The organism is Hydrogenimonas urashimensis, assembly GCF_016593255.1.
GTDB lineage: Bacteria > Campylobacterota > Campylobacteria > Campylobacterales > Hydrogenimonadaceae > Hydrogenimonas > Hydrogenimonas urashimensis.
Genome location: NZ_AP023212.1, coordinates 1,204,893 through 1,226,202 on the forward strand (window position 1 = coordinate 1,204,893; position 21,310 = coordinate 1,226,202).

The window sequence follows — 21,310 nt, forward strand, 5'->3', positions numbered from 1 at the left end:
ATCATTTTGAATGCCCCGCTCACGCACTCTCCAGCCAGGGCACCAGTTTTTCGACCGTCAACCCCATGGCGCAACTCTCGTACCCCCGAACACTCTCGATGTAGGGTTTGCAGAACCCTTCCACCATGCACGCGCCCGCTTTGTCGCGCCACTCTCCGCTTTCGATATACCGTTCGAGCGCTTGTTCGTCAAAGGGCGCGAATCTGTAGACCGTATCGGAGAGATCGATGAACATCTTCTTTTCCGATTTGTAGACCATGCAGGTGATGATGCTCACGTCGCTTCCGCTCTGCATCCGCAGCAGACGCCGTGCATCCTCCCCGTCCCTGGCCTTGCGGAGAATCTTCCCATGGGCCGTGACGACCGTATCGGCACAGAGTATCGGGGTTTGAAGACCATACTTCGCTTCACAGGCCCTCATCTTTCCCATGGCGGCGTGATAGACGAAATTCTTCGGAATCGAATGATCCAGAGCCTCCTCGTCGAAATCGCATCCGACCTGGGTGAAGTCGATCCCGTGCTCGCGAAGTATCTTCGCGCGGGTCTGCGACGAAGAGCCCAGAAGCAGCATGGCTCAAAACCCCCTCAGATAGATACCGAGCACGAGTGCCAAAACACCCAGTGCGATATTGACCGGCAGCATCAGATTGGGAATGGGTGCTAGCATCTCCCTCGCTCCGGAGAGGTCTCCGGCCACGAAAAAGCGCTCCGCCCGGTTACGGCGATAGACCATCGCGGCATAGTTGAGCGTCATCACGAGCCAGACCGCCTCTTTGATATAGACGACCGTCGCCAATTCGCTGCCGGGCGCTCCCACCGCAAGTCCCATGATGAATCCGGTCAGCAAAATCAGCACGATGAAAGGAAGTACCAGCGCAAAAAGGTTGCGCACAATCTCCAGTGTCCGGGCAAGACGGACCTTCGGGTCGTCGATATGCTGCAGCCCCGGATGGACCGCCAGACGCATGCCGATCATGCCGCCTACCCAGACGATGGCACCCAGCACATGCAAAAAGACGATAAAGAAGGAGAAGTTGTTGAAAAATTCGACGGCAAACTCTTTCATACACTACCTCCTTTCAGATGGCAGACAGTGAACGGAAGATGCTTTCGATACCTTTTCGCTGCCGATTCGCATTGAGTTTTCCAATGGCTACTGCCCAATTGTCTTTTCCAGATACGTCATCGCCGCCGCTTTGGCTTCTTCGATCGCTTCAGGTTTTTTGCCGCCAGCCTGGGCGAAGTCGTCGCGCCCGCCTCCGCCACCGCCAAGAATCGGTGCGATCTCTTTGACCCACGCTCCCGCCTTCACAGGAGTGTTTTTCTGACCCGCCGCGATAAGCACTTTCTCCCCTCTTTTCTGGAAGAGCATCACCGCCACTTTGTCGTGGCCATTTTTCAGATCGTCGATCATCGTCTTGATGTCACCACCCTCCACCTCGTCGACGACGACGGTGACATCGCCGATCTTTCCAATTTTTAGATCACTTTTTCTGCTCTTTTGCGCCTCTTTGAGCGACTGTTTGAGCTCTTTGACCTGCTGCTGGAGTTTTTCGATTCCCTGCAGAGGGTCCTTGGCCTTGAGTTCCGTGGCGATGTGCGCCAGCGTCTCGCGCATTTTTTTGACCCTCTCGTAGGCCGCATGCCCACAGACCGCTTCGATGCGGCGTACCCCGGCGCTGACACCGCTCTCTTTGGTAATCAGGAACATCCCGATCTCCGCTGTGTTGTGAACGTGGGTACCGCCGCACAGCTCGATACTTTTCTCTCCGAAGCTGACGACTCGCACCTTCTTGCCGTACTTTTCACCAAAGAGTGCCATCGCCCCTTTCGCTTTCGCCGATTCGATGTCCATCTCCTCCACTTCACCGGCGATACCGCGCTCGATCTTGTCGTTGACCCACGCTTCGACCGCGGCGATCTCCTCGGACGTCATCGCCCCGGGATGGCTGAAATCGAAGCGGAGCCGGTCCGATTCGACCAGAGAACCTGCCTGTGCCACGTGGCTGCCCAGAATCTCTCTAAGGGCGCTGTGCAGCAGGTGGGTGGCGCTGTGGTGCTTGGCGATCTCGTGGCGTGCCGTATCGACGGCCGCTTCGACGAGATCGTTTTCGCACATCTTTTCGACCGCTTCGATTTCCGAAAGATTCATCTCGAAAAACCTCTTCGTATCGACCACCCTAGCGAGCGTTTCGCCGCTTAGTGTCTCGCGCAGTACGCCCACGTCGCCCGCCTGGCCGCCGCTTTCGGCGTAGAAGGGGGTGATGTCGAGCATCACCCATCCTTTCTGTCCGGGTTCCAGGCATTTGACACGGGCGAAACTCTCGTTCAAAAGCGCCAGCACCTTGCTCTCGGCCGTGAGATTGTCGTAGCCGACGAAAAGATTTTTGCCGCACGCTTCCAGAAGCGCTTTGAAATCTCCCTCCACTTTCGCGTCCCCACTGCCTTTCCACGCCGCTTTGGCCCGCTCCCGCTGCGCCTGCATCAACCGCTCGAATTCGCCGATGTCGACCTCGAGCCCCTTTTCTCTGAGCATATCCTGTGTCAAATCGAGCGGAAAACCGTAGGTATCGTAGAGCTTGAAGGCCACGGCGCCGCTGAAGAGCTTGTCGGTATGGGCGAGCTCTTTTTCAAAGAGTTCGATGCCAGCGGCGATCGTCGCGAAGAAGCGCTCCTCTTCGAGCTGCATCATCTGCTTGACCGTCTCTTTCTTCTCGACGAGGTAGGTGTAGTGGCCGCCCATGATATCAACAAGAACATCGACCAGTCCGAACATGAAGGGCTCACGAAGACCCAGCATGTAGCCGTGGCGTACGGCGCGGCGCAGAATGCGGCGCAGCACGTAGCCCCGTCCCTCGTTGGAGAAGTTGACCCCCTGGGCCAGCAGGAACGTTGTCGAGCGCAGATGATCGGCGATGACGCGGTAGCTTGCCCCTTTTTCATAGACGTAGGGCCGGCCTACCAGCTCTTCGACACCCCGGATGATCGGCATGAAAAGCTCGGTATCGTAGTTGCTGAACTTCCCCTCCTTGACCGCCACGACCCGCTCCAGTCCCATGCCGGTGTCGATGGAAGGTTTCGGAAGCGGTGTCAGGTTTCCCGCCTTGTCACGCTCGTACTGCATGAAAACGAGATTCCAGATTTCCAAAAAGCGGTCCCCGTCGCCGCCCAGATAGTCTTCGGGCCCGTTGAAATGCTCCGCCCCCTGGTCATAGAAGATTTCGCTGCAGGGACCGCACGGACCGGTGTCGCCCATCTGCCAGAAATTGTCCTTGTCTCCCATGCGCAGAATGCGCTCGGGGGCGATATGTTTCGCCCAGATTTGTGCCGCTTCGTCGTCGCTTTCGTGGACGGTAACCCAGAGCTTCTCGACCGGCAGTTCCAGTATACCTGTTACGAACTCCCACGCGTAGGCGATGGCTTCCTCCTTGAAATAGTCACCGAAGCTGAAGTTGCCCAGCATTTCGAAAAAGGTGTGGTGGCGTGCCGTATGCCCCACATTTTCCAGGTCGTTGTGCTTTCCCCCCGCACGGATACAGGTCTGGCAGCTCGTGCCTCTGGGTGGGTTCGGCGCGGGAACCTCCCCGGTGAAAATGTTTTTGAAAGGAACCATTCCCGCGTTGGTGAAAAGCAGCGTGGGATCGTCGGGAACCAGCGGCGCGCTTTCGTAGATAGTATGCCCTTTGGAGGCGAAGTAGTCCAAAAAAGCCTGTCGAATATCCATCAAACTCAACCTTCGAAGTGATTAAATTGGATTGATTTTATCCAAAAACTTTTGAAATATCGGTTATCGCAGAAAAAGAGGCGGGTGAAATCAGCTATTTTCACCCTTTTTTTCGGGTTTTGTTTCCATCATCGACGCGATGGCGCCGACGATCAGAGGGGTGAAATAGGCCACGGTTTCGGGGGCGAGCGTCTGCCACAAAAAAGAGGAGCCGGCACGCTTGAGATCTCCTTCGGCCAAGGCGCACAGCAGATCCGAGACATCGATACCGGGATCGGTTTCTCTCAGTCGTTTTTTTGCCTCCCCAACAGAGAGTTTTTTGGGAACGTAACGCCCCTGCGCGATCGCTTCAAACCGTTTGCGGGCTTCGGTCAGACTCTCATCCATTCAGACCCTCGCCTTCATGGCCAACCGCGTAAAAAGCGCCGCGCAAAGCAGCAGCACCGCTCCGGCCGCAAAAGGCGCCCCGGTTTCCGATACATAACGGGCGAAGAGAAGGTAAAGACCCCATACAGCAAATCCGACCGCCCCGAGCATCGCCGTGACCGCGGCGACTATCCACGCCACCATCCATCCACTCCGGTAGAGGGTGTTTTGCAAAGATGCCCGCTGCTCCTCCATGAAGAGGGTGGCCGACTCCTGAAGAGCCCGGCTTTCTGCTTCGAGCAGGTCCATCAGAGCGATGATGAAATCGGATACGGTCACTTTGGACATCAGTTTTTCCCTCCCAGGATTTTCCCGAGAAGAAAACCGACACCCGCCGCCACCAGCAGTGTACCGACCGGATGCTCCTTCTGCTGCCGCCTGATCGCTTCGATCGCTTCCTCTCCCTGATCTTTCAGGGCGTCGAATTTCTCCAGCTGCTCCGGCGGTATTTCCGAAGCGATCCGCTCCTTCACGCCATCGAGAGACTCCCTGAGTTTCGCCTCGCCGACCTTCCCTACCGTTTCGGTGAGCCTGAGAAGATCTTTTTTCAGTGTCTCGATCTCCTTTTTGAGTGCCTCCACATCGGCTCCCGTCGTTTCGGACTGCGTATTTTTTTGTGTCATGAACCCCTCCTTCAACAGGATTTGTACGCCAATTCTTAATTATACCCCAAAACGTTCTTGCCGGCGGTTTTTGCTACAATGACGCCACCGTTTTATCAAAATTTTTTCATTATCTCACAGGAGTCACGTTTATGCAGCAGATCGATATCAATTCGGACGAATTCCAGGCGGAATTGGAAAAGACCTGGAAATTCGTCGAAAAAGTCAACAATCAGTTCGGTTTCGTCCAAAATCCCGACGCGGAGATCAACGAAGGGGTCGCCATGGGACTGGCCCGCAATAGAATGATCTACGGCAAACGCTACTGCCCCTGCTTCATGGTCATCGGTGAAACACCCGAGGAGCGCAAAGCGGCCGACAACCGCATCTGCCCCTGCAAACCGGCACTGGAGAAAGAGATTCCCGAACAGGGCCACTGTCACTGCGGCATCTTCTGCACCCCCGAATATGCCGCCAGGCACGCCAAAGAGGAGGCGATCGAAGAGGCGGTTCACCTCCACTCCCGCGGCCTGAGCAAAGAGGAAGCGCAGCTGCTGGTCGAAAAGGAACAGCTCGACGGCGACGAACTCGAAGCATTGTTGGAGGCCAGAGAGCTGGGCATGGTCTCTTTCGAACTGATCGATGTAAGGGAGCCGATGGAGTTTCAGATGGGACACATCAAGGGTACCGACAAGCTTTGGCCGACCTCCCGGTTCTACGACTGGTTCGAAAAGATTCAGAACAAGAAAGAGGACCGCATGATCCTCTACTGCCACACCGGAAGCCGGAGCTACCAGGTCCAGCATGTCATGAAAGCACAGGGGTTCAAACATATCGGCAACCTGACCTACGGCATCATCGCCTTCAACGGGGAGATAGAGCGCTAAAGCGATGGCTGCCTCTCCCCTCTTTGGCCACCGCTTCACCGTCCCCGAAAAGGCGATCGACTTCAACGGGCACGTCGGCAATGTCAACTACCTGCAATGGATGGTCGAAGCGGCCGCCGCCCACTCCGAATCGGTGGGCTGGGATTTTGAACGCTGTATAAAGGAGACGGGCGGCACGTGGGTCGCCAAATCCCATCATATCGAATATCACCGACCCGCATTCGCCGGCGAGAAGCTGCAGATAGAGACCTGGCTCGATTCGATCGAAAAGATCAAAGCGGTGCGCCGCTATCGTATCACGAGGATCTCCGACGGCACGCTCCTGTGCGAAGGCAGAAGCGAATGGATCTTCGTCCACGCCGAAACGATGCGGCCGGCGCGTATTCCCGAAGCCGTCGTCCGGGCCTTCCGCCAAGAGGGAGAAAAGAGAACATGAAACATTCCGCTCCTGCACACTATTTTCCCCATCTTCTTCTGGGCGGCTACATCATTCTTTTCCTCCTCTGCGCCATCGATCCCCTCGACAAAGCCGTCTGGATCGCGGAAAACCTGACCGTTCTGCTGGTCGTGGTGCCACTGGTACTCACCTACCCGAAATTCCGCTTTTCCAACACCGCCTACGCCCTGATGAGCGTCTGGGTCTACATGCACACGGTCGGCGGACACTACACTTTCGCGAAGGTCCCTTTCGACCTCGTCAACGACCTTTTCGGATGGGAACGCAACAACTACGACCGCATCGCCCACTTCTCGGTCGGCTTCTACGCCTACGCCATCGCCGAACTGATCGACAGAAAACGGCTCGTTGCAAACCGCATCATGCTCTTTCTCTTTCCCGTCTTCTCCATCGTCACGATCGCGGCGCTTTACGAGATCGTCGAGTGGATCGCCGCCGTCTCCCTCAATCCTCAGGCGGGGGCCGACTACGTAGGGGCACAGGGGGATGTCTGGGATGCCCAGAAGGATATGCTATGCGACACGCTGGGCGCCGTGTTCGCTACTTCGATCTATCTACTGACACAGAGGCAATCCCTGACCCAACGGCGTTAAAGTACCCCCTGCAAAAGGGCATTGGCGATCGCCTCGGCACCTCCCGGTCCTATCAATCCCTCCAGCCGGCGGCTGGCCGCTTCGACCGCCTCGGCATCGATGTTCAAAAGATCATCCACCACCAGCTCCGATTCCCGTTTCACCCACGCGGCCCCCTTCTCGCACAGGAATTTCGCGTTGAAATACTGGTGGTCTCCGGCGGCATGGGGATAGGGAACGAAAAGGGTGGGAATGCGGTTGGCGACCAGCTCCCAGAGGGTGCTGGCACCGGCACGGCTGACGGCGAAATCGGCACGAGCGATCTTTTCGTGCAATGCTTTGTCGAAAGGAAAAACATCCGCGTCGATTCCCACTCTCGCGTATCCCTGCTTGACCCGTTCGAAATCTCTTCTGCCGGTCTGATGGATGATTGCGATGCCGCGATCTTTCAATCCGGAAGCGGCTTTGAGGGCGAAATCGTTGATCGCCGACGCCCCCTGACTGCCGCCAAGGAAAACAACGGTGCGGATGGTTGCTCGGGTTCTCGCTTTTTGGAAAAAGACCTCTCTGACCGGATAATCGATGCGCTCCCCATCATAGGAAGAGAAATAGGCTCGGCAGAAAGGGCGGAAGAGCCGGTTGAGACGTCCCGGCACGGCGTTTTGCTCGTGGATAAAGAGGGGCACGCCCGATGCCAGAGCGGCGAAAGAGGCGGGAGCGGCCGAGAAGCCTCCGACACTCAGAACCGCCGATATGCCGTGCTCTTTCAGATAGCGGCGGGCGGCGACACTGCTTTTGAGCACCTGCCCCAAAGCGGCCGCCTTGCCAAAGCCCCGCCGGTTCACCACACCCCGCGTGGGCAGAAAGAGTTTGTCGGCAAAATCCCCGTCGGCGTCGAACCACTCCCTGTCCTGTCCGCTTTCGCTGCCGATGTAGAAAGGGCGGACACCCTGGGCCAGCAGCGCCTCTTTGACGGCACGGACGATGGCCAGGTGCCCCCCGGTCCCGCCGCCGGTCAGAAGGATAGCATGTCGGGTGCCTGGCATTGAACGCAAAGAGGATTCGCCCACCTTTTTTTCACTCCCGATCATCCATTCCCCATTTCCGCTTCACCATCCATTCACTCTTTACCGCTCACCGTGGCATACGCGGCCTCGAGCGCGTCCATCAGTCCGTCGTAGGTGATGTCGGGGCGTTCCGCCAGAATCTCCTGCATCACTACATTGTCTTCCCTGCCGTTCCAGACCTTGAGGTAGGTGCCCTCTTTGTATCCGTGCATCTGCCGAAACTGGTTGAGCGCATTCTTGCCGATATAGAGCCGGTAAAGTTCGTCGAAACCGAGCCCGACGGCATCGACACACTCCCAGAACTGCTCCAGCAGCTCTTCCCTGTAGGCTACGTCGTCGGTTTTGATCAGTGCAAGCGCCATCAGGTCCTCGAAGGGTTCAAGCAGCGTCTCGATTCTGGCATTGTCCGCTTCGCTCCAGGAGGTCGGGAGTTTGACGGCACTCACCTTCATCGTCGCATACGCCAGTTTCGCCGCCTCTTGGGGCACATGAAACCGAAGAATGTAACTCATGACAAAATGCCAGATATCGACCATCTCGATTTTGATGTTCTCAAAATCGATACCTCCGGCGATATTTTTCCAGTGTTTCCAACTGAAACTGTCGATCAGTTCCGCCGTCTCCATGACAATGCAGCGTTTCCAGTTGATGATCTTTCCGTGCTTCGTCACCCCCTCACGCCACTTCACTCCGTTGGTCTCGTCGTTGAGCCGCTGCTGCAGACGGAACATCTCTTCGAGTTTTTTCACCTTGTCCAAATCGTATCTCCTTATGTGTGCTTGAGAGACGGTACTACAGATTCGCCTCTTTGCTCATCGAGAGGGCCAAGCCGATACCGATCGAAAGAGCCACGACCTGCGATCCGCCGTAACTGAGGAAGGGAACGGCAATGCCTTTGAGCGGAATGACGCCGCTGATGCCCAGGGCGTTTATCAAAAAGGCAAATCCGATGATCATCGCCAGCCCCGAGCAGTAGAGATAGTAGATGGTATTCGGGACTCTTCCCGCGATTCTAAGAAGCCGGAAAATGATGAACAGAAGCAGCATGACGACAGCTCCCACACCCACCACCCCGATCTCTTCGGCCATCCCCGCCAGCACGAAATCGGTATGTACCTCGCTCAGAAAACCGAGCTTCAAAACGCCGTTGCCCAATCCCACGCCAAAAAGCCCGCCGTGATGAATCGCATGCAGCGAGTTGCTCACCTGATAGGGCTCCTCGACCAGATTCACCTTGGGAACGGCATGCGCCCACTGGGGAAAAAGTTTGGCCACAGAGTTCTGCAGCATGAACCACCATCCCTTGAAACGCTCGATCCGGTGGGGAGAGGTGACAACGAAAGCGGCCAAGGCAAGCCCGCCCACCAGAATCGAAAAGCCGAATATCCGAATGCTGCTGCCGGCGAAGATCATCATAAACAGCAGGGTCGCCGCCAAAACGACCACCTGTCCGAGGTCGTTCTGAAAGATGGCGATGATGAACATGATCGCGGCGAACACGATAATGTAGGGAAGCAGAAGTAGAAGCTCCTCTTTGAGCGTGTAGCGCACATCCTCCGACCGGGCCGCATGTTTGGGGATGACCCTGCGGGAAAAGCTCCACGCCAGGAAAAAGACGAACCCCACTTTGAAGAACTCGACAGGGGCGAGCGAAACGGGCCCCAGCCGTATCCAGCGTTTCGCACCGCCCACTTCCCTTGCGATCTGCTCGGGAAGGAACGGGGTGGCCACCATGAGAAAAGCGGAAACGACCAGTAATGTGAAGCCGAGCCATATCACGACCTTCTTGGGGTTCTGACGCGCAATGTACCACATCAGGACGATGCCGGCCACTCCCGCAACCAACTGGCGGAGAAGAAAGTGGTAGGGGGGAACATTGTAGAGCAGAACCGTATAGGCCGAAAGCGAATAGCTGAAAACAATGCCGGTCACAATCAGTGTCACGGCAGCGAGAAAGAGGGAGCGATCGATCATACGGCGTTTCTTTTGAAAAGGTCTGTAGATTTTTGATATTATATGAAATGTTAACTGATAGTAAGGTTTGCTTTCTGTTTTCCCGCATCTTTTTTGCGATGCTCCTTCCGCTGTTTTGGACGGGATGCGAAACGCATCTTCCGAAGGAGGAGAAAAGAGCCGAAACGCCTCGGTTTCTCCGCTACACGGTCAAGTCCTATCAGCAGACCATGCAGATTCTCGACAACCTGGGCTACACCCGGGAAGCTTTCAAAAAAGGGATGGAGCAGGTACCCGACATCGAACTGACCCGTATTTCGGACCGGTGGTCGGATGAAGCGAAAAACATTCCGGTCGAGGTAAAAAAGAGCATCTTTTTGCGCCTCCTGGCATCCGGGGCGCTCAAAGCCGATCGGGAAGTGGCACGGGAGAGAAAAAGGCTTCTGGAAATCCTTCGGAAAATCCCCCAGGGACCTGTTTCCAGAAAGGAGAGCCGGTGGCTTCGCCGTCTCGCCTACAAATACAAAGTGATCAAAAAAGAGAACGGCATCCTCACCCCTCCGCTGCTTGAAGAGCTGAAAAAGCGGGTCGATATCGTTCCGGCCTCCCTGATACTCGCCCAGGGCGCCGTCGAGAGCGGATGGGGCACATCCCGTTTCGCGGTAAAAGGCAATGCACTCTTCGGACAGTGGAGTTTCAGCAAGAGCTCCATGAAGCCAAGGGAGCAGCGGAGCTATCTGGGCGATTACGGGCTGGCCTCGTTCAACACACCTCTCGATTCGGTCCGCGCCTATATTCTCAACCTCAACACCCACCCCGCCTACAGAGAATTCAGGGAAATGAGGGCCAAGCTGCGGCGCGAAGGCAAACCCCTTTCAGGCACCCTTCTGGCCCGGACACTCGAAAACTACTCCGAACGGGGGGAAGCGTACATTAAAGAGCTTCTCAAAGTCATCCGCGTCAACAACCTCTCCTGGCTCGACCATGCAAAACTGAGCGAAAACTCCCCCGTCATCATCCATCCGGATGCGTGAAATCGTTTTTTGGGAACGATTTTTGCTTCATTTTCAGCAAGTCATCCGGGAGGAATGAAACATGCAGATCAGCCGCGTTCACGGGTTGTTGGAAAAAGCGCTCGACTACCGGGCCATGCGCCAGGATATGATCAGCTCCAATATCGCCAATGTCGATACGCCGAATTATCGAGCCCGCGATATCTCATTCGAATCACTTCTGGCCGAAAAGAGCGACGAGCTCTTCGCGCACTCTCCCAAGAGGCTCGAAATGCGCCTCACGAACGAAAACCATATCGGCACTGCCCGGGAAAAGGAAAGTAAGAGAGCGGAGATCTTTTTCAGAGACGGGCATACAGCCCGAAACGACGGCAACACGGTCGACCTGGATATCGAGACGACCGAAATGGCGAAAAATACCGTCGTCTACAACGCCCTGGTAGCGGCATTGAAAAAAGACAGTGCCATTTTCCGCAGCGTACTTGATGCCTCGGCAAAAACATAAAGGGATAGAAGGAGTTTTCAGTGGCATTTCTAAACAGCTTCGACATCAACGGCTACGGCCTCTCCGCCCAGCGCTTCCGCGTCAATGTCATCAGCTCCAACATCGCCAACGCCAATACCACGCGCACCGACGAAGGCGGCCCTTACCGGCGGCGGGAAGTGGTTTTCAAAGCTTTCAATTTCGATAAAGTTTTACAGAGTAAAATAGATGAAAACACCGGCTTTCTCCCCTACTCCGATCCGCTGGATGAGGGGATGGCCGGTGAAACGGCGAATCCGCCGGTAATGGGCGTTCTCGTCGACAAGGTGGTGCGGGACGACAGTGAACCGAGAATGAAGTACGACCCCTCCCATCCCGATGCGAATGCACAAGGGTATGTCGCCTACCCCAACATCAACCCGGTGATCGAAATGGCCGATCTTATAGAAGCGACGCGCGCCTACCAGGCCAATGTGGCGGCGTTTCAGAGTGTCAAGGCGATGGCCACCAGCGCCATCGATATCTTAAGAGCGTAGGAAAGAGAGGACAATGGACAAGAACGTACAGGGTGTCAGCCAGCTCTCCACCAGCGAACTTCTCAAGGGCAAAAACAAAGGCGGTGTCAAACCCGGGGGAAAAGATTTCGGAGACGTTCTAAAAGAGACACTGGATGAAGTCAACGCCCTGCAGCAGGATGGGCAGAAAGCGATGAGCGATATCGCGACAGGACAGGTCAAAGATCTCCATCAGGCGGCCATTGCCATCGACAAGGCGGAACTCAGTATGAAAATGATGCTCGAAGTACGCAACAAGGCGATCAACGCGTACAAAGAGATCCTCAGAACCCAGATCTGATTTCAGAACGAACACCACGACGTGTCGCCGATTTTCTCCACATCCAGCGAGCTTGACAAGCGTATTGGCAAAAAGACCAAGCTGCTGCTGCTTCTTCTCTTTCTGCTGATGGGTATTCTGGTCTTCATCGGCTCGATTCTGCATACGGCCGTGGGCAACCGGCATATCCCGAAACTGGTCATCAGCGAAACGAATCGGGCGCTGCGGGGAAGCATCGTCAGCGAAGAGGGATTCAAACTCGCTTTCAGTCAGAAACTCTACAAGGCGATGGTCAATACCAACAATATCGATCCCGACAAGCAAGAGCTCTTCGTCAATCTCTTCAGTATCTACAGCGGCATCCCCGCCAAAGTGATCTCCAAAAGGTTGAAAAAAAAAGGCAATGTGGTTCTCTCCTATTCGATCGACGCGAATAGGGCGAAATATCTCAAAGAACTGGCCCGCAAGCTTCGACTGCTCAAAGTTTTCATCCCCTACCGCACCAGCAGCGGCCGCATCATAAAGTACGGTTTGAGCATCACCGAAAGCGGTGAATCGCGCATCTTCGCCTACAAAGACATTCTGACACCCGTCATGGGATTCATGCGCAAACGCGAAGAGGATGGCTTCACCCGTCCTGTCGGCGTCAAAGGGCTCGAAAAGTATTACGAAGAGGAGCTTCGCCCCATCCAGAACGGTCTAATCAAGGGGGAGCGCGATATCGGCAACACGATCATTCTCAACGCCGACAGCTTCGTGCGGCCAGCCGTCGACGGCATGACGATCCGTCTGAATATCTCCGTAGGGCTCCAGAAGGCCCTGGAAGCGCTGCTTGACAGAGCGAAAAAAGAGCATGAAGCCAGCGAGATCATCGCCTGCGTCATGGAAGCCAAAACGGGAAAAATTCTCTCCATCGCCACTTCCAACCGGTACGACCCGGACAATATCCGAAAAAGAGACTACCCGTCACTCAATGTGGCCGCCGCGGAATACACCTACGAACCCGGCTCGGTCATGAAGCCGATCACCTTCGCCCTGCTGCTCAGAGAGCACAAAGTCAATCCGATGGAAGTGGTACGCACCTACAACGGACGGTTCAAACTGGGCAGAAAAATCATCACAGATGAGCACAAAGAGGCGTGGATGAGCGCCGAAAACATCATCGTCTACTCTTCCAACATCGGCATCGCACAGCTGGCACAGCGTCTTGATGGCGTCGATTTCACCGAGGGTCTGAAAGATTTCGGTTTCACCCAGAAGACCGGCATCGACCTTCCCTATGAGCATACCGGCATCATGCCCCACGTCACCCAGATGGAGAGCGAGATCTACAAGGCGACCGTCGCGTACGGTTACGGGATGCGTGCCACGCTCCTGCAACTGGTCCGCGCCTACAATGTCTTCAACAACCGCGGCCGGCTCGTGGAACCGAAAATCGTCGCCGACATCGTCGATCCGATGGGCAAACACTATCCGGTTCCCAGAAACGAAGAGGAGCGGCAGGTCATACCGCCGGCCACCGCCTATAAAATGCAGAAAATTCTCGAAAAAGTTGTCAAAAAAGGGACCGGTACCAAAGCCCAGATTCCCGGTATAGAGGTGGGAGGCAAAACGGGCACCGCCCATATCGCCGCCAAAAAACGGCGCGGCTACGCCAAACACTACAACAGCACCTTCATCGGGTTCGCCAACGACAAGACCCACCGCTACACCATCGGCGTCCTTGTCCGCCAGGCGAAAAAGCCCTACCATTACTTCGCCGCCATGTCCGCCGTTCCCGTGTTCAAAGAGGTTGTCGAATTGATGATCGAACAGGGGAAATTGGTTCCCGACCCCTCTTTGGGGATCTATGCGAAAGCGACAAAGCACCATTGACACCAAATAAGAAAAAACCGCGGGGGAAAAACCGATTGTCAAAAAAGAGGGGGAGTGGCCAGGCAAGCTGGGTCGGGTGTGTCATTCGGCCACTCCCAATGAAAAGTATAGAAGATTCGACCCTTTTTCAACAGGGCATTTTCGCCACAAATTTTTCCGGAAAATGACAAGTCGGACGATCAGAGCCAGATATTGTCGATCAGTCGGGTTTTCCCGACTTTCGCCGCTACCAGAATGAGCGTGTTTTTGATCTCCACTTTTTCAAGGGGCATGAAGTCGCGGTCGACGACGGCGATATATTCGACATCGATACCCCGCATAATCTCCCGCATCGCCAGTTTGATCGCTTCGGCGTCGGTTTCGCCCGCCATGACGAGACGGGAAGCCCGTTTGAGCGATTTCGATATCGAGAGTGCCCGTTCCCTCTCCTCGGGATTCAGGTAGACATTGCGGCTGCTCAGCGCCAGGCCGTCATCCTCTCTTACCGTATCGACCGGGACGATTTCGACAGGCAGAAAAAGGTCTTCCGCCATCTTCTTTAGAATCCGAAGCTGCTGGGCGTCTTTTCGGCCGAAATAGGCACGGGTCGGCTGCATCAAACCGAAGAGTTTCATGACGATCTGTACCACACCGTCGAAATGGCCGGGACGGCGGTGCCCTTCCAGTATGTATCCCAGATAGGGAGGGGCTTTGAGCGTCACTTCGTCCCTGTGGTACATCGCATCGGTTGCCGGCATGAAAAGAATGTCGACACCCGCCAGCTCGCAGATTTTCCTGTCCGCCTCTTCGCGCCTGGGGTATTCGTCCAGGTCCTCGCCGGGAAGAAACTGGGTCGGGTTGACAAAAATCGATACGACGACATGGTCGTTTTCCTCCCGTGCCTTTCGTATCAGCGTAAGATGGCCCTGATGCAAGGCACCCATCGTGGGAACGAAGCCGACACTTCCTCTCATCTTTTTCCTGACCGCTTGTATTTCTTCAATATTTTTGATAATTTGCACAGAAAACCTTTTGGGTATAATTGCGAACAAAATCGGATATTTATTATAGCAAGGACAGGATATGGACAGTTACGAATTTTCCGAATTGATGAAAAAACTTCAGACCAAAATTGAAAATATCAAAAACATCGTCAAACCCGAAGAGATCAAAAAACGTCTCGAAGAGATCTCCAAAATGGAGATGGAAGAGGACTTCTGGAGCGATGCAAAAAGAGCGGGCGAGATACAGAAAGAGAAGAACCGTCTCGAGCGCCTTCTGAAACGTTACGAAGAGGCCGAAAGCGCCGTGACCGACGCGATGGAACTTTTCGAGATGGCGACCGAAGAAAAGGACGACGAGACTCTCGAAACCCTTTTCGCCGAAGCGCCTGAGATCGAGGAGAGGGTCAACAAGGTCGAAATCGAAGTGATGCTCAGCGGGCCCCACGACGCCAACAACGCCATCGTTTCCATCCATCCGGGTGCGGGCGGCACCGAAAGCCAAGACTGGGCGAGCATCCTGTATCGGATGTACCTGCGCTGGGCGGAGCGTCACGGCTTCAAGGTCGAAACCCTCGACTACCAGCCCGGCGAAGAGGCGGGCATCAAGGATGTGAGTTTTATTATCAAGGGTGAAAACGCCTATGGCTACCTGAAGGTCGAAAACGGCATCCATCGTCTCGTGCGCATCAGCCCCTACGACTCCAACGCCAGGCGCCACACCTCCTTCGCATCGGTCATGGTCTCTCCCGAAATCGACGACGATATCGACATCGAGATTGAGGACAAAGACCTGCGCATCGACACCTACCGCGCCTCCGGAGCAGGCGGTCAGCACGTCAACAAAACAGAGAGCGCCATCCGCATCACCCACATCCCCACCGGCATCGTGGTCCAGTGCCAGAACGACCGTTCACAACACAAAAACAAAGCGACGGCCATGAAGATGCTCAAATCGCGCCTCTACGAGCTGGAACTGGAGAAGAAAAGAGCCGAAGCCGAGGGTGTGGAAAAGAGCGACATCGGCTGGGGCCACCAGATTCGAAGCTACGTGCTGGCCCCCTACCAGCAGGTCAAGGACACCCGCAGCGGCCAGGCTTTCAGCAACGTCGACGCCATTCTCGACGGTGATATCGACAAGCTGATCGAAGGCGTACTGGTGGCCGAAGCGGAGAAAGAGAGCGGAGAGAAAAAATGAGTGGATGGACATGCTCCCACCAGATAGGCAACACGTGCGACCTTCTGGGCCGTCCCTGCGAGCCGGGCATGAAAGGCTGCACCCTCTACGGCAAAGCGGTCTTCGCCGACCCTGCCACTCCCTCCAACGAAGCGGTCGCCAGACGGGAAGCGATGCGCAAGCAAAAGGAGCAGGAAGAGGCGATGCGGCGCCTGATGGAAGCGGCGAAAAGAGGGGTATAAACCCATCCGGAAAAAGGATACACCATGAGGCATTCACGCCGACCGATCGTTCAGACGACACTTCTTGCATTTTTCGTCACGCCGTTGCTGGCGACCAACGGTGATCTGCTCATAGGTGTCGGGGCCAAAACCCGTGGAATGGGCGGTGCCGGTATCGCCTACGGCCACAAGTCGGAATCGACTCTGGTCAACCCCGCCCTCATTGCCACGACCCCTTCAAGAGAGATGAGCGTAGGTGCGACGTTTTTCTATCCCGACATCGAAACCAAAACCTCGATTATGGACGATTACGACCCCAGCGATAGCGATTTTTACGTCATCCCTTTCGCTTCCGTCTCGAAACCGATGGGCGATCATTGGTATGTGGGCCTGGGCATGTGGGGGACGGCGGGCCTGGGCACCGATTTCGAAGGCAATCCCGCACTCTTTAACATGCAGACCCAATTGATGCTGATGCAGATCGCCCTTCCCGTCGCCTACCGGATGGGAAACTGGAGCTTTGGCGCCGCCCCCATCGTCGAATACGGTTCTTTGGATATCTCCTACCATCTGGGCGGCATAAAAATCGACCCGGATGCGGCGAATGATTTCGGTTTCGGTTGGTCCGCCGGCTTCACCTACGACTTCGGCAACGGCCTCATCGTGGGAGCCGTCTACAAATCCCCCGTGGAGATGAAGTACAAAGGCGTTCTTTCGGATGCCACCCTCGGTGCACTGGATGACAGACTCACCCAGCCTGAAGAGATGGGCGTCGGCATCGACTACAACTGGGCCACACACCACTCCGTCGCCATCGACTACAAACGCATCGGCTGGGGATCGGTGGAAGGGTACGAGGATTTCAACTGGAAAGACCAGGATGTCTTCGCCATAGGATACGAATACGCTACCACGGAATGGGCACTGCGCCTCGGTTACAACCATGCAAAAAGCCCCATCGAACTCTCACCGGGCGGGTTCAGCAATGGCGGGCTGCTCAATATGCTGAATCTTCTGGGCTTCCCCGCCACCGCCGAAGACCACTACACGACCGGTGTGAGCTATACGATCAGCGACATCTCCTCCATGGATCTCGCCTTCGTCTACGCGCCGCAAACAATGGTTGAAGCACCCATCGTTTTGAAACAGAATATCGCCGTCAGACATAGCGAATTCAGCTTTACCGTACAGTATAACTATAAATATTGAAAGTGGTTGGAAAGAAGGTTCCAGTGCCTTCGTAAGAGGCAGTCCGCAAAAGGATATCTGACACTCCGATTCAGCGTGGAAAACGATCCAAACTTCTACGGCGCGATGAATTGTCAAAAGCTGCCATGAAAGCCAGCGGGTAACCATCATGACAGGAAAAAATACTGAAAATGGGGTAAAAAGCTCGAAAAATCATGGCTGAGCATGGGTTTTTAGAGACACCCGATATTATCTTTTTTGTTTATTTACAACATTTTCTATCGTTTTTTTATAAATAAAAGAATACAATACACAAAAGCAGTTACTTGTAACACTGCAAAACAACCTGTTTATAGACGTCCTGTAGAAAAGAGTGTGTCTTTTTTACATTTTTTTCTCATCTTTCCTGAAGGTTTTGAATGGAATCTTTCCTTGTCTATACTGCGGGAGTGACGTTCGCCGTATTTCTTCTCTATTTCATCGGTGTGGCCATCGCCCCCTACAAACCAGATAGCGTCAAAAACGACCACTTCGAGTGCGGACTTCCTGCAAGCAGCGATCAGCCCAAACGGGCGAACTACGGGTTTTTCGTCTATGCCATCATGTTCATTGCAGCGGACATGACCGGGCTCTTTTTCACCCTTTTCGTCTTCGATCTGAAGGGGCACAGCGCTCTTGTTGCCGGGCTCTTCGCCCTGCTGATGGGGGGTGCGATCACCCTGGCCATGCGGGAACTTCAAATCCACGACAAAGGCCTGTCGCGATGATAAAGATACTCGATTTTTTCGACTACGCCCGGAGTGAAAGCCTATGGATGGCCCATTTCTGCACCGGCTGCTGCTCGCTTGAAATGGCTGCGGCCATGGGCCCCCGGTACGATTGGGAGCGTTACGGCTATATGTCCACGCCAACCCCTCGCCAGGCCGACGTTTTGATGATCACGGGCCTGGTAAGCAAAAAGATTCTCCCTGCCCTTCTTCGCACCTACGCCCAGATGCCCGAACCCAAATATGTGATGGCCCTGGGTGCGTGCAGCTACGACGGCGGTCCCTACAACGATTCGCTCTCCGTCATCAAAAATCCCACGGAGATTCTTCCCGCCGATGTCTTCGTCGCGGGATGCCCACCCAAACCGGAAGCGATCATCGAGGGGCTCGAAGAGATCAAACGCAAAATCAAAGCCAAAGAGCCCAGTGCCGCCAGCCAGGGTGGCATCTGGAAAGAGATGGAGTTCTGATGGAGCGTATCAAAGAGAGGCTGAAAACCTTTTCGACCGAGTACGTCGAAGAGTACAAACCCACCTGGATCAAAACCAAACTCACGGACGCCAAAGATATCGTCGCTCTCGCCGCCTCTCTCAAATCGGAGGGATTGCGGACATTGAGCACCGTCAGTCCCACCGATTTTCCCGAAGAGGGCATCATGGAGATGAACTACTTCTTCGAAGACCTGGAAGGACGGCGCAACTGCTGGGTCAAATGCGACATCCCCAGAGATCTGGAATCGTGCGTCATCGACTCCGTCACCCCGGTGATGCCCTCCGCCGAATGGCACGAGCGGGAAGCTTTCTCGATGTTCGGGGTGAAGTTTCGCAACCATCCCGACCTAAGGCCCATCATTATCAGCCAGGATTATTACGGCAAATTTCCGTTTCGGAGCGATTTCGACTGGGAAGCCCACGAAAAGGAGCAGATGGAGCACATCAAAACGATCGTCCGCGATTTCAAGTCGCAGCAGCAAACCAACGAAATCGAGCTCGACCCGGAGGGATCGGAAGTAATCCTCAACTGGGGACCGACCCACCCCGCCAGCGGTCCGATCCGTCTGAAAGTGCGATGCGACGGAGAGGATATCGTCGCCGTCGATCCGGAGATCGGATACGTCTGGCGGGCGCTGGAAGATCTGGTGACCCGGAAAGATTTCGTCGGAGCCATCGTGGCGGTGGAGCGTCTTTGCTTCATGGACAACATCAATTCGATGACGGGCTACTGCATGGCCGTCGAAGAGATCGCCGGTACCGAAATCACCGAGTTCGCCAAATGGATGCGGGTACTTTTGGGCGAGTGCGCCAGAATCTCCTCCCACATGATGGGCATGGGAAACTTTTTCAACACGATGGGCCTGCATACGATGATGCTGTGGAATCTGGACGTTCGGGAGTTTTTTCTCGATGTTCTGGAATCCTACAGCGGCGCCCGGATCGCGACGGCGGCGATCGAACCCGGCGGAGTGCGCTACCCGCTCGATATGAAGCTGATGGATGAGCTCCAAAGGGCACTGGATAAATTCGACGCGACGATCGGGGATATCGAAAACGTCTTCGCGAAAAACCCCACGATGCGCAAACGGGCTACCCAAATAGGCAAAATCGGCAAGGACGAAGCGATCGAGTGGGGGCTCAGCGGCCCCGTCGCCAGGGCCAGCGGCGTGAAAACCGACATTCGGATGTGCGAACCCTACGCCGCTTATGACCAGGTCGACATGGGCTACCGCACCCAGGAGGGCGGCACGGCGGCGGACCGTTTCCAGGTGCTCTTCGACGAACTGAAACAGTCCGTCGACATTCTGCGCCAGGCCAAACGAAGAATCGAGGAGGGGGTCGCCTCCAAAGAATTCGACCCCGCCAGAGACCATATGGTCAAAGTGCCGAAAAAACTGCCCGCGGGGGAGGCCATCAGCCGTGTCGAATGGGCACGGGGAGAGGTTCTGATGCACCTGGTGACACGCGAGAAGGCGAAATCTCCCTATCGCCTCAAAATGCGCGCTCCCAGCGTCAACCACACGATGGTTCTCGACCGCCTCCTTCGGGGCAAAACGCTTTCGGACATCCCGCTGGTGTTCGGAAGCCTCTACATCTGCCAGGGCGACCTGGACCGATAAGGATTGAAGATGATACAGACATTGATCGATGCCTTAGTTTTTCCGGGTTTGCTCTACGCCCTGGTATGGACTGTCGGCCTCTTCTGGTTCTTCCGGAAATTCATGGCGCCCCTGCACAAACGTGTCGGTCCCTATTTCAACGGTCCCCACGGCAGCTACCAGACCCTTTTCGATCTGACGAAACTCTGGACCAAAGAGTCGATCACCCCCAGGGGCGTCAACCCTCATCTCTTTTCTCTGATGCCCCTTCTGGCACTCATCATCGCGCTGCTTCCCAACGCCTACGTGCCGTGGACACCCGCGGGAGCGGCGCTTAAAAGCCATTACAGCCTGCTGATACTCGTCGTTCTCATCGGCATTGAGCCGTTTCTTCTTTTCCTGACAGGTTTCGGTTCGGAAAACAAATACTCCTTTCTCGGAGGCATACGGGTCCTGACCCAGGCGATCTCCTTCGAAACCGCCTTCTTCCTCTCGGCCCTCGCGCCCGCGCTTCTGCTGGGCACACTCGATCTTGCGCAGATCGTGGAAAAAAGCAACCTGCTCACTTTCATCATTCTTTTACCGGCTTTGGCCCTCTATTTCATCGCCCTGCTGGGGCTTTTGGAGCAGCCGCCTTTCAACATTCCCGATGCGGAACAGGAGATCGTCTACGGATTTCTGACAGAATACAGCGGCACCAACTACTTTCTGCTCAACCTCTCCAAATTCGTGGAGTTCATGGCGGTTTTCGCCGGTGTGGGAGCGCTCTATCTGGGAGGGTACAAAGGAATCTTTTTCGACGGGTATATCTGGTTTTTTCTCAAAATGCTCATGGTCGCGGTCGTCATGATCACCATCCGTGCCGCGACTCCCCGCGTGACGCTGAAGCAGATGCTCGCCTTTTCCTGGCGCTGGCTGGTCCCGCTGAGTCTGCTCGATCTGGCATGGGTACTCTTTGCTAAAACCTTCTTTTTCAGTCAGGGGGCCTGAA

25 protein-coding genes are annotated in these 21,310 nt (G+C 55.2%); 15 read left to right on the forward strand and 10 right to left on the reverse strand.

Annotated features, from left to right (window positions below):
• Positions 1-19 precede the first annotated feature (19 nt).
• From maf to JMG82_RS06075, 6 genes are all read right to left on the reverse strand, one after another.
• Complete coding sequence (gene maf / locus JMG82_RS06050; protein ID WP_201351838.1) at positions 20-571, reverse strand: septum formation inhibitor Maf; 552 nt, start codon at positions 569-571, stop codon at positions 20-22.
• 3 nt (positions 572-574) lie between these two features.
• On the reverse strand, positions 575-1,066 hold the full coding sequence (locus JMG82_RS06055) for a hypothetical protein (protein WP_201351839.1): 492 nt from the start codon (positions 1,064-1,066) through the stop codon (positions 575-577).
• Positions 1,067-1,153: 87 nt separating this feature from the next.
• Complete coding sequence (gene alaS, locus JMG82_RS06060) at positions 1,154-3,724, reverse strand: alanine--tRNA ligase (RefSeq protein WP_201351840.1); 2,571 nt, start codon at positions 3,722-3,724, stop codon at positions 1,154-1,156.
• Positions 3,725-3,814: 90 nt separating this feature from the next.
• Entirely contained in the window at positions 3,815-4,111 is a 297-nt protein-coding gene (locus JMG82_RS06065; RefSeq protein ID WP_201351841.1) for a hypothetical protein, read from the reverse strand.
• A complete protein-coding gene (locus JMG82_RS06070; protein ID WP_201351842.1) occupies positions 4,112-4,438 on the reverse strand; it encodes a hypothetical protein in 327 nt (108 codons plus the stop codon).
• Entirely contained in the window at positions 4,438-4,773 is a 336-nt protein-coding gene (locus tag JMG82_RS06075) for an ElaB/YgaM/YqjD family protein (RefSeq protein WP_201351843.1), read from the reverse strand. Before JMG82_RS06075 ends, JMG82_RS06070 begins: the two co-directional genes overlap by 1 nt.
• 131 nt (positions 4,774-4,904) lie before the next feature.
• On the opposite strand from JMG82_RS06075, the gene JMG82_RS06080 reads away from it, so the two are divergent.
• The 3 genes from JMG82_RS06080 to JMG82_RS06090 are packed head-to-tail and all read left to right on the forward strand — an operon-like array spanning position 4,905 to position 6,689.
• A complete protein-coding gene (locus JMG82_RS06080) occupies positions 4,905-5,639 on the forward strand; it encodes a ferredoxin-thioredoxin reductase catalytic domain-containing protein (RefSeq protein WP_201351844.1) in 735 nt (244 codons plus the stop codon).
• Between the two features lie 4 nt (positions 5,640-5,643).
• Positions 5,644-6,075: an acyl-CoA thioesterase gene (locus JMG82_RS06085; RefSeq protein ID WP_201351845.1), complete on the forward strand. Its 432-nt coding sequence runs from the start codon at positions 5,644-5,646 to the stop codon at positions 6,073-6,075.
• Positions 6,072-6,689 (forward strand): DUF2238 domain-containing protein, encoded by a 618-nt coding sequence (locus tag JMG82_RS06090; protein ID WP_201351846.1) that lies wholly within the window; start codon positions 6,072-6,074, stop codon positions 6,687-6,689. The genes JMG82_RS06085 and JMG82_RS06090 overlap by 4 nt, the downstream gene beginning before the upstream one ends.
• Here the strand turns inward: JMG82_RS06090 and JMG82_RS06095 are convergent.
• From JMG82_RS06095 to JMG82_RS06105, 3 genes are read right to left on the reverse strand one after another with little or no spacing between them, the layout of a single operon-like run.
• Complete coding sequence (locus JMG82_RS06095; protein WP_236579106.1) at positions 6,686-7,759, reverse strand: UDP-N-acetylglucosamine--N-acetylmuramyl-(pentapeptide) pyrophosphoryl-undecaprenol N-acetylglucosamine transferase; 1,074 nt, start codon at positions 7,757-7,759, stop codon at positions 6,686-6,688. The two genes, JMG82_RS06090 and JMG82_RS06095, sit on opposite strands and share 4 nt — an antisense overlap.
• A gap of 29 nt (positions 7,760-7,788) precedes the next feature.
• Positions 7,789-8,484, reverse strand: coding sequence for a dUTP diphosphatase (locus tag JMG82_RS06100; protein WP_236579212.1), 696 nt, complete (start codon positions 8,482-8,484; stop codon positions 7,789-7,791).
• A 43-nt stretch (positions 8,485-8,527) separates the two neighbouring features.
• A complete protein-coding gene (locus tag JMG82_RS06105) occupies positions 8,528-9,709 on the reverse strand; it encodes an FtsW/RodA/SpoVE family cell cycle protein (protein ID WP_201351847.1) in 1,182 nt (393 codons plus the stop codon).
• Positions 9,710-9,756: 47 nt separating this feature from the next.
• On the opposite strand from JMG82_RS06105, the gene JMG82_RS06110 reads away from it, so the two are divergent.
• From JMG82_RS06110 to JMG82_RS06130, 5 genes are all read left to right on the forward strand, one after another.
• Positions 9,757-10,722 (forward strand): glucosaminidase domain-containing protein, encoded by a 966-nt coding sequence (locus JMG82_RS06110; protein ID WP_201351848.1) that lies wholly within the window; start codon positions 9,757-9,759, stop codon positions 10,720-10,722.
• 61 nt (positions 10,723-10,783) lie between these two features.
• The gene (flgB, locus tag JMG82_RS06115) at positions 10,784-11,206 is read left to right on the forward strand and encodes a flagellar basal body rod protein FlgB (protein WP_201351849.1); all 423 of its coding nucleotides are present in this window, start codon (positions 10,784-10,786) and stop codon (positions 11,204-11,206) included.
• A 20-nt stretch (positions 11,207-11,226) separates the two neighbouring features.
• Entirely contained in the window at positions 11,227-11,721 is a 495-nt protein-coding gene (gene flgC / locus JMG82_RS06120; RefSeq protein WP_201351850.1) for a flagellar basal body rod protein FlgC, read from the forward strand.
• A 13-nt stretch (positions 11,722-11,734) separates the two neighbouring features.
• The gene (gene fliE, locus JMG82_RS06125; RefSeq protein ID WP_201351851.1) at positions 11,735-12,040 is read left to right on the forward strand and encodes a flagellar hook-basal body complex protein FliE; all 306 of its coding nucleotides are present in this window, start codon (positions 11,735-11,737) and stop codon (positions 12,038-12,040) included.
• 21 nt (positions 12,041-12,061) lie between these two features.
• Positions 12,062-13,894, forward strand: a complete 1,833-nt coding sequence (locus JMG82_RS06130; RefSeq protein WP_236579107.1) for a peptidoglycan D,D-transpeptidase FtsI family protein — start codon at positions 12,062-12,064, stop codon at positions 13,892-13,894.
• Between the two features lie 179 nt (positions 13,895-14,073).
• On the opposite strand, the gene panC is transcribed toward JMG82_RS06130, so the two are convergent.
• Positions 14,074-14,895 (reverse strand): pantoate--beta-alanine ligase, encoded by an 822-nt coding sequence (gene panC, locus JMG82_RS06135; protein ID WP_201351852.1) that lies wholly within the window; start codon positions 14,893-14,895, stop codon positions 14,074-14,076.
• A 61-nt stretch (positions 14,896-14,956) separates the two neighbouring features.
• Here panC and prfB point away from each other — a divergent pair, with 61 nt between their 5' ends.
• The 7 genes from prfB (at position 14,957) to JMG82_RS06170 (ending at position 21,309) form a co-directional block, all read left to right on the forward strand.
• A complete protein-coding gene (gene prfB / locus JMG82_RS06140; RefSeq protein ID WP_201351853.1) occupies positions 14,957-16,072 on the forward strand; it encodes a peptide chain release factor 2 in 1,116 nt (371 codons plus the stop codon).
• Positions 16,069-16,293 carry a dsRNA-binding motif domain-containing protein gene (locus JMG82_RS06145; RefSeq protein ID WP_201351854.1) on the forward strand — a complete coding sequence of 75 codons (225 nt, stop codon included), beginning with the start codon at positions 16,069-16,071 and terminating at the stop codon, positions 16,291-16,293. Before prfB ends, JMG82_RS06145 begins: the two co-directional genes overlap by 4 nt.
• A gap of 24 nt (positions 16,294-16,317) precedes the next feature.
• Positions 16,318-17,481 carry an OmpP1/FadL family transporter gene (locus JMG82_RS06150; protein ID WP_201351855.1) on the forward strand — a complete coding sequence of 388 codons (1,164 nt, stop codon included), beginning with the start codon at positions 16,318-16,320 and terminating at the stop codon, positions 17,479-17,481.
• Positions 17,482-17,879: 398 nt separating this feature from the next.
• Positions 17,880-18,227, forward strand: coding sequence for an NADH-quinone oxidoreductase subunit A (gene ndhC, locus JMG82_RS06155; RefSeq protein WP_201351856.1), 348 nt, complete (start codon positions 17,880-17,882; stop codon positions 18,225-18,227).
• Positions 18,224-18,697 carry an NADH-quinone oxidoreductase subunit B gene (locus JMG82_RS06160; RefSeq protein ID WP_201351857.1) on the forward strand — a complete coding sequence of 158 codons (474 nt, stop codon included), beginning with the start codon at positions 18,224-18,226 and terminating at the stop codon, positions 18,695-18,697. Before ndhC ends, JMG82_RS06160 begins: the two co-directional genes overlap by 4 nt.
• Entirely contained in the window at positions 18,697-20,340 is a 1,644-nt protein-coding gene (locus tag JMG82_RS06165) for an NADH-quinone oxidoreductase subunit D-related protein (protein WP_201351858.1), read from the forward strand. The genes JMG82_RS06160 and JMG82_RS06165 overlap by 1 nt, the downstream gene beginning before the upstream one ends.
• A gap of 9 nt (positions 20,341-20,349) precedes the next feature.
• Entirely contained in the window at positions 20,350-21,309 is a 960-nt protein-coding gene (locus tag JMG82_RS06170; protein ID WP_236579108.1) for a complex I subunit 1/NuoH family protein, read from the forward strand.
• Position 21,310 lies beyond the last annotated feature (1 nt).

Excerpts from the sequence above, each read along its gene's own strand:
- maf (WP_201351838.1), bottom strand. The coding sequence starts at position 571 with ATGCTGCTTCTGGGCTCTTCGTCGCAGACCCGCGCGAAGATACTTCGC.
- JMG82_RS06055 (WP_201351839.1), bottom strand. The coding sequence starts at position 1,066 with ATGAAAGAGTTTGCCGTCGAATTTTTCAACAACTTCTCCTTCTTTATC.
- alaS (WP_201351840.1), bottom strand. The coding sequence starts at position 3,724 with ATGGATATTCGACAGGCTTTTTTGGACTACTTCGCCTCCAAAGGGCAT.
- JMG82_RS06065 (WP_201351841.1), bottom strand. The coding sequence starts at position 4,111 with ATGGATGAGAGTCTGACCGAAGCCCGCAAACGGTTTGAAGCGATCGCG.
- JMG82_RS06070 (WP_201351842.1), bottom strand. The coding sequence starts at position 4,438 with ATGTCCAAAGTGACCGTATCCGATTTCATCATCGCTCTGATGGACCTG.
- JMG82_RS06075 (WP_201351843.1), bottom strand. The coding sequence starts at position 4,773 with ATGACACAAAAAAATACGCAGTCCGAAACGACGGGAGCCGATGTGGAG.
- JMG82_RS06080 (WP_201351844.1), top strand. The coding sequence starts at position 4,905 with ATGCAGCAGATCGATATCAATTCGGACGAATTCCAGGCGGAATTGGAA.
- JMG82_RS06085 (WP_201351845.1), top strand. The coding sequence starts at position 5,644 with ATGGCTGCCTCTCCCCTCTTTGGCCACCGCTTCACCGTCCCCGAAAAG.
- JMG82_RS06090 (WP_201351846.1), top strand. The coding sequence starts at position 6,072 with ATGAAACATTCCGCTCCTGCACACTATTTTCCCCATCTTCTTCTGGGC.
- JMG82_RS06095 (WP_236579106.1), bottom strand. The coding sequence starts at position 7,759 with ATGATCGGGAGTGAAAAAAAGGTGGGCGAATCCTCTTTGCGTTCAATG.
- JMG82_RS06105 (WP_201351847.1), bottom strand. The coding sequence starts at position 9,709 with ATGATCGATCGCTCCCTCTTTCTCGCTGCCGTGACACTGATTGTGACC.
- JMG82_RS06110 (WP_201351848.1), top strand. The coding sequence starts at position 9,757 with ATGTTAACTGATAGTAAGGTTTGCTTTCTGTTTTCCCGCATCTTTTTT.
- flgB (WP_201351849.1), top strand. The coding sequence starts at position 10,784 with ATGCAGATCAGCCGCGTTCACGGGTTGTTGGAAAAAGCGCTCGACTAC.
- fliE (WP_201351851.1), top strand. The coding sequence starts at position 11,735 with ATGGACAAGAACGTACAGGGTGTCAGCCAGCTCTCCACCAGCGAACTT.
- prfB (WP_201351853.1), top strand. The coding sequence starts at position 14,957 with ATGGACAGTTACGAATTTTCCGAATTGATGAAAAAACTTCAGACCAAA.
- JMG82_RS06145 (WP_201351854.1), top strand. The coding sequence starts at position 16,069 with ATGAGTGGATGGACATGCTCCCACCAGATAGGCAACACGTGCGACCTT.
- JMG82_RS06150 (WP_201351855.1), top strand. The coding sequence starts at position 16,318 with ATGAGGCATTCACGCCGACCGATCGTTCAGACGACACTTCTTGCATTT.
- ndhC (WP_201351856.1), top strand. The coding sequence starts at position 17,880 with ATGGAATCTTTCCTTGTCTATACTGCGGGAGTGACGTTCGCCGTATTT.
- JMG82_RS06160 (WP_201351857.1), top strand. The coding sequence starts at position 18,224 with ATGATAAAGATACTCGATTTTTTCGACTACGCCCGGAGTGAAAGCCTA.
- JMG82_RS06165 (WP_201351858.1), top strand. The coding sequence starts at position 18,697 with ATGGAGCGTATCAAAGAGAGGCTGAAAACCTTTTCGACCGAGTACGTC.
- JMG82_RS06170 (WP_236579108.1), top strand. The coding sequence starts at position 20,350 with ATGATACAGACATTGATCGATGCCTTAGTTTTTCCGGGTTTGCTCTAC.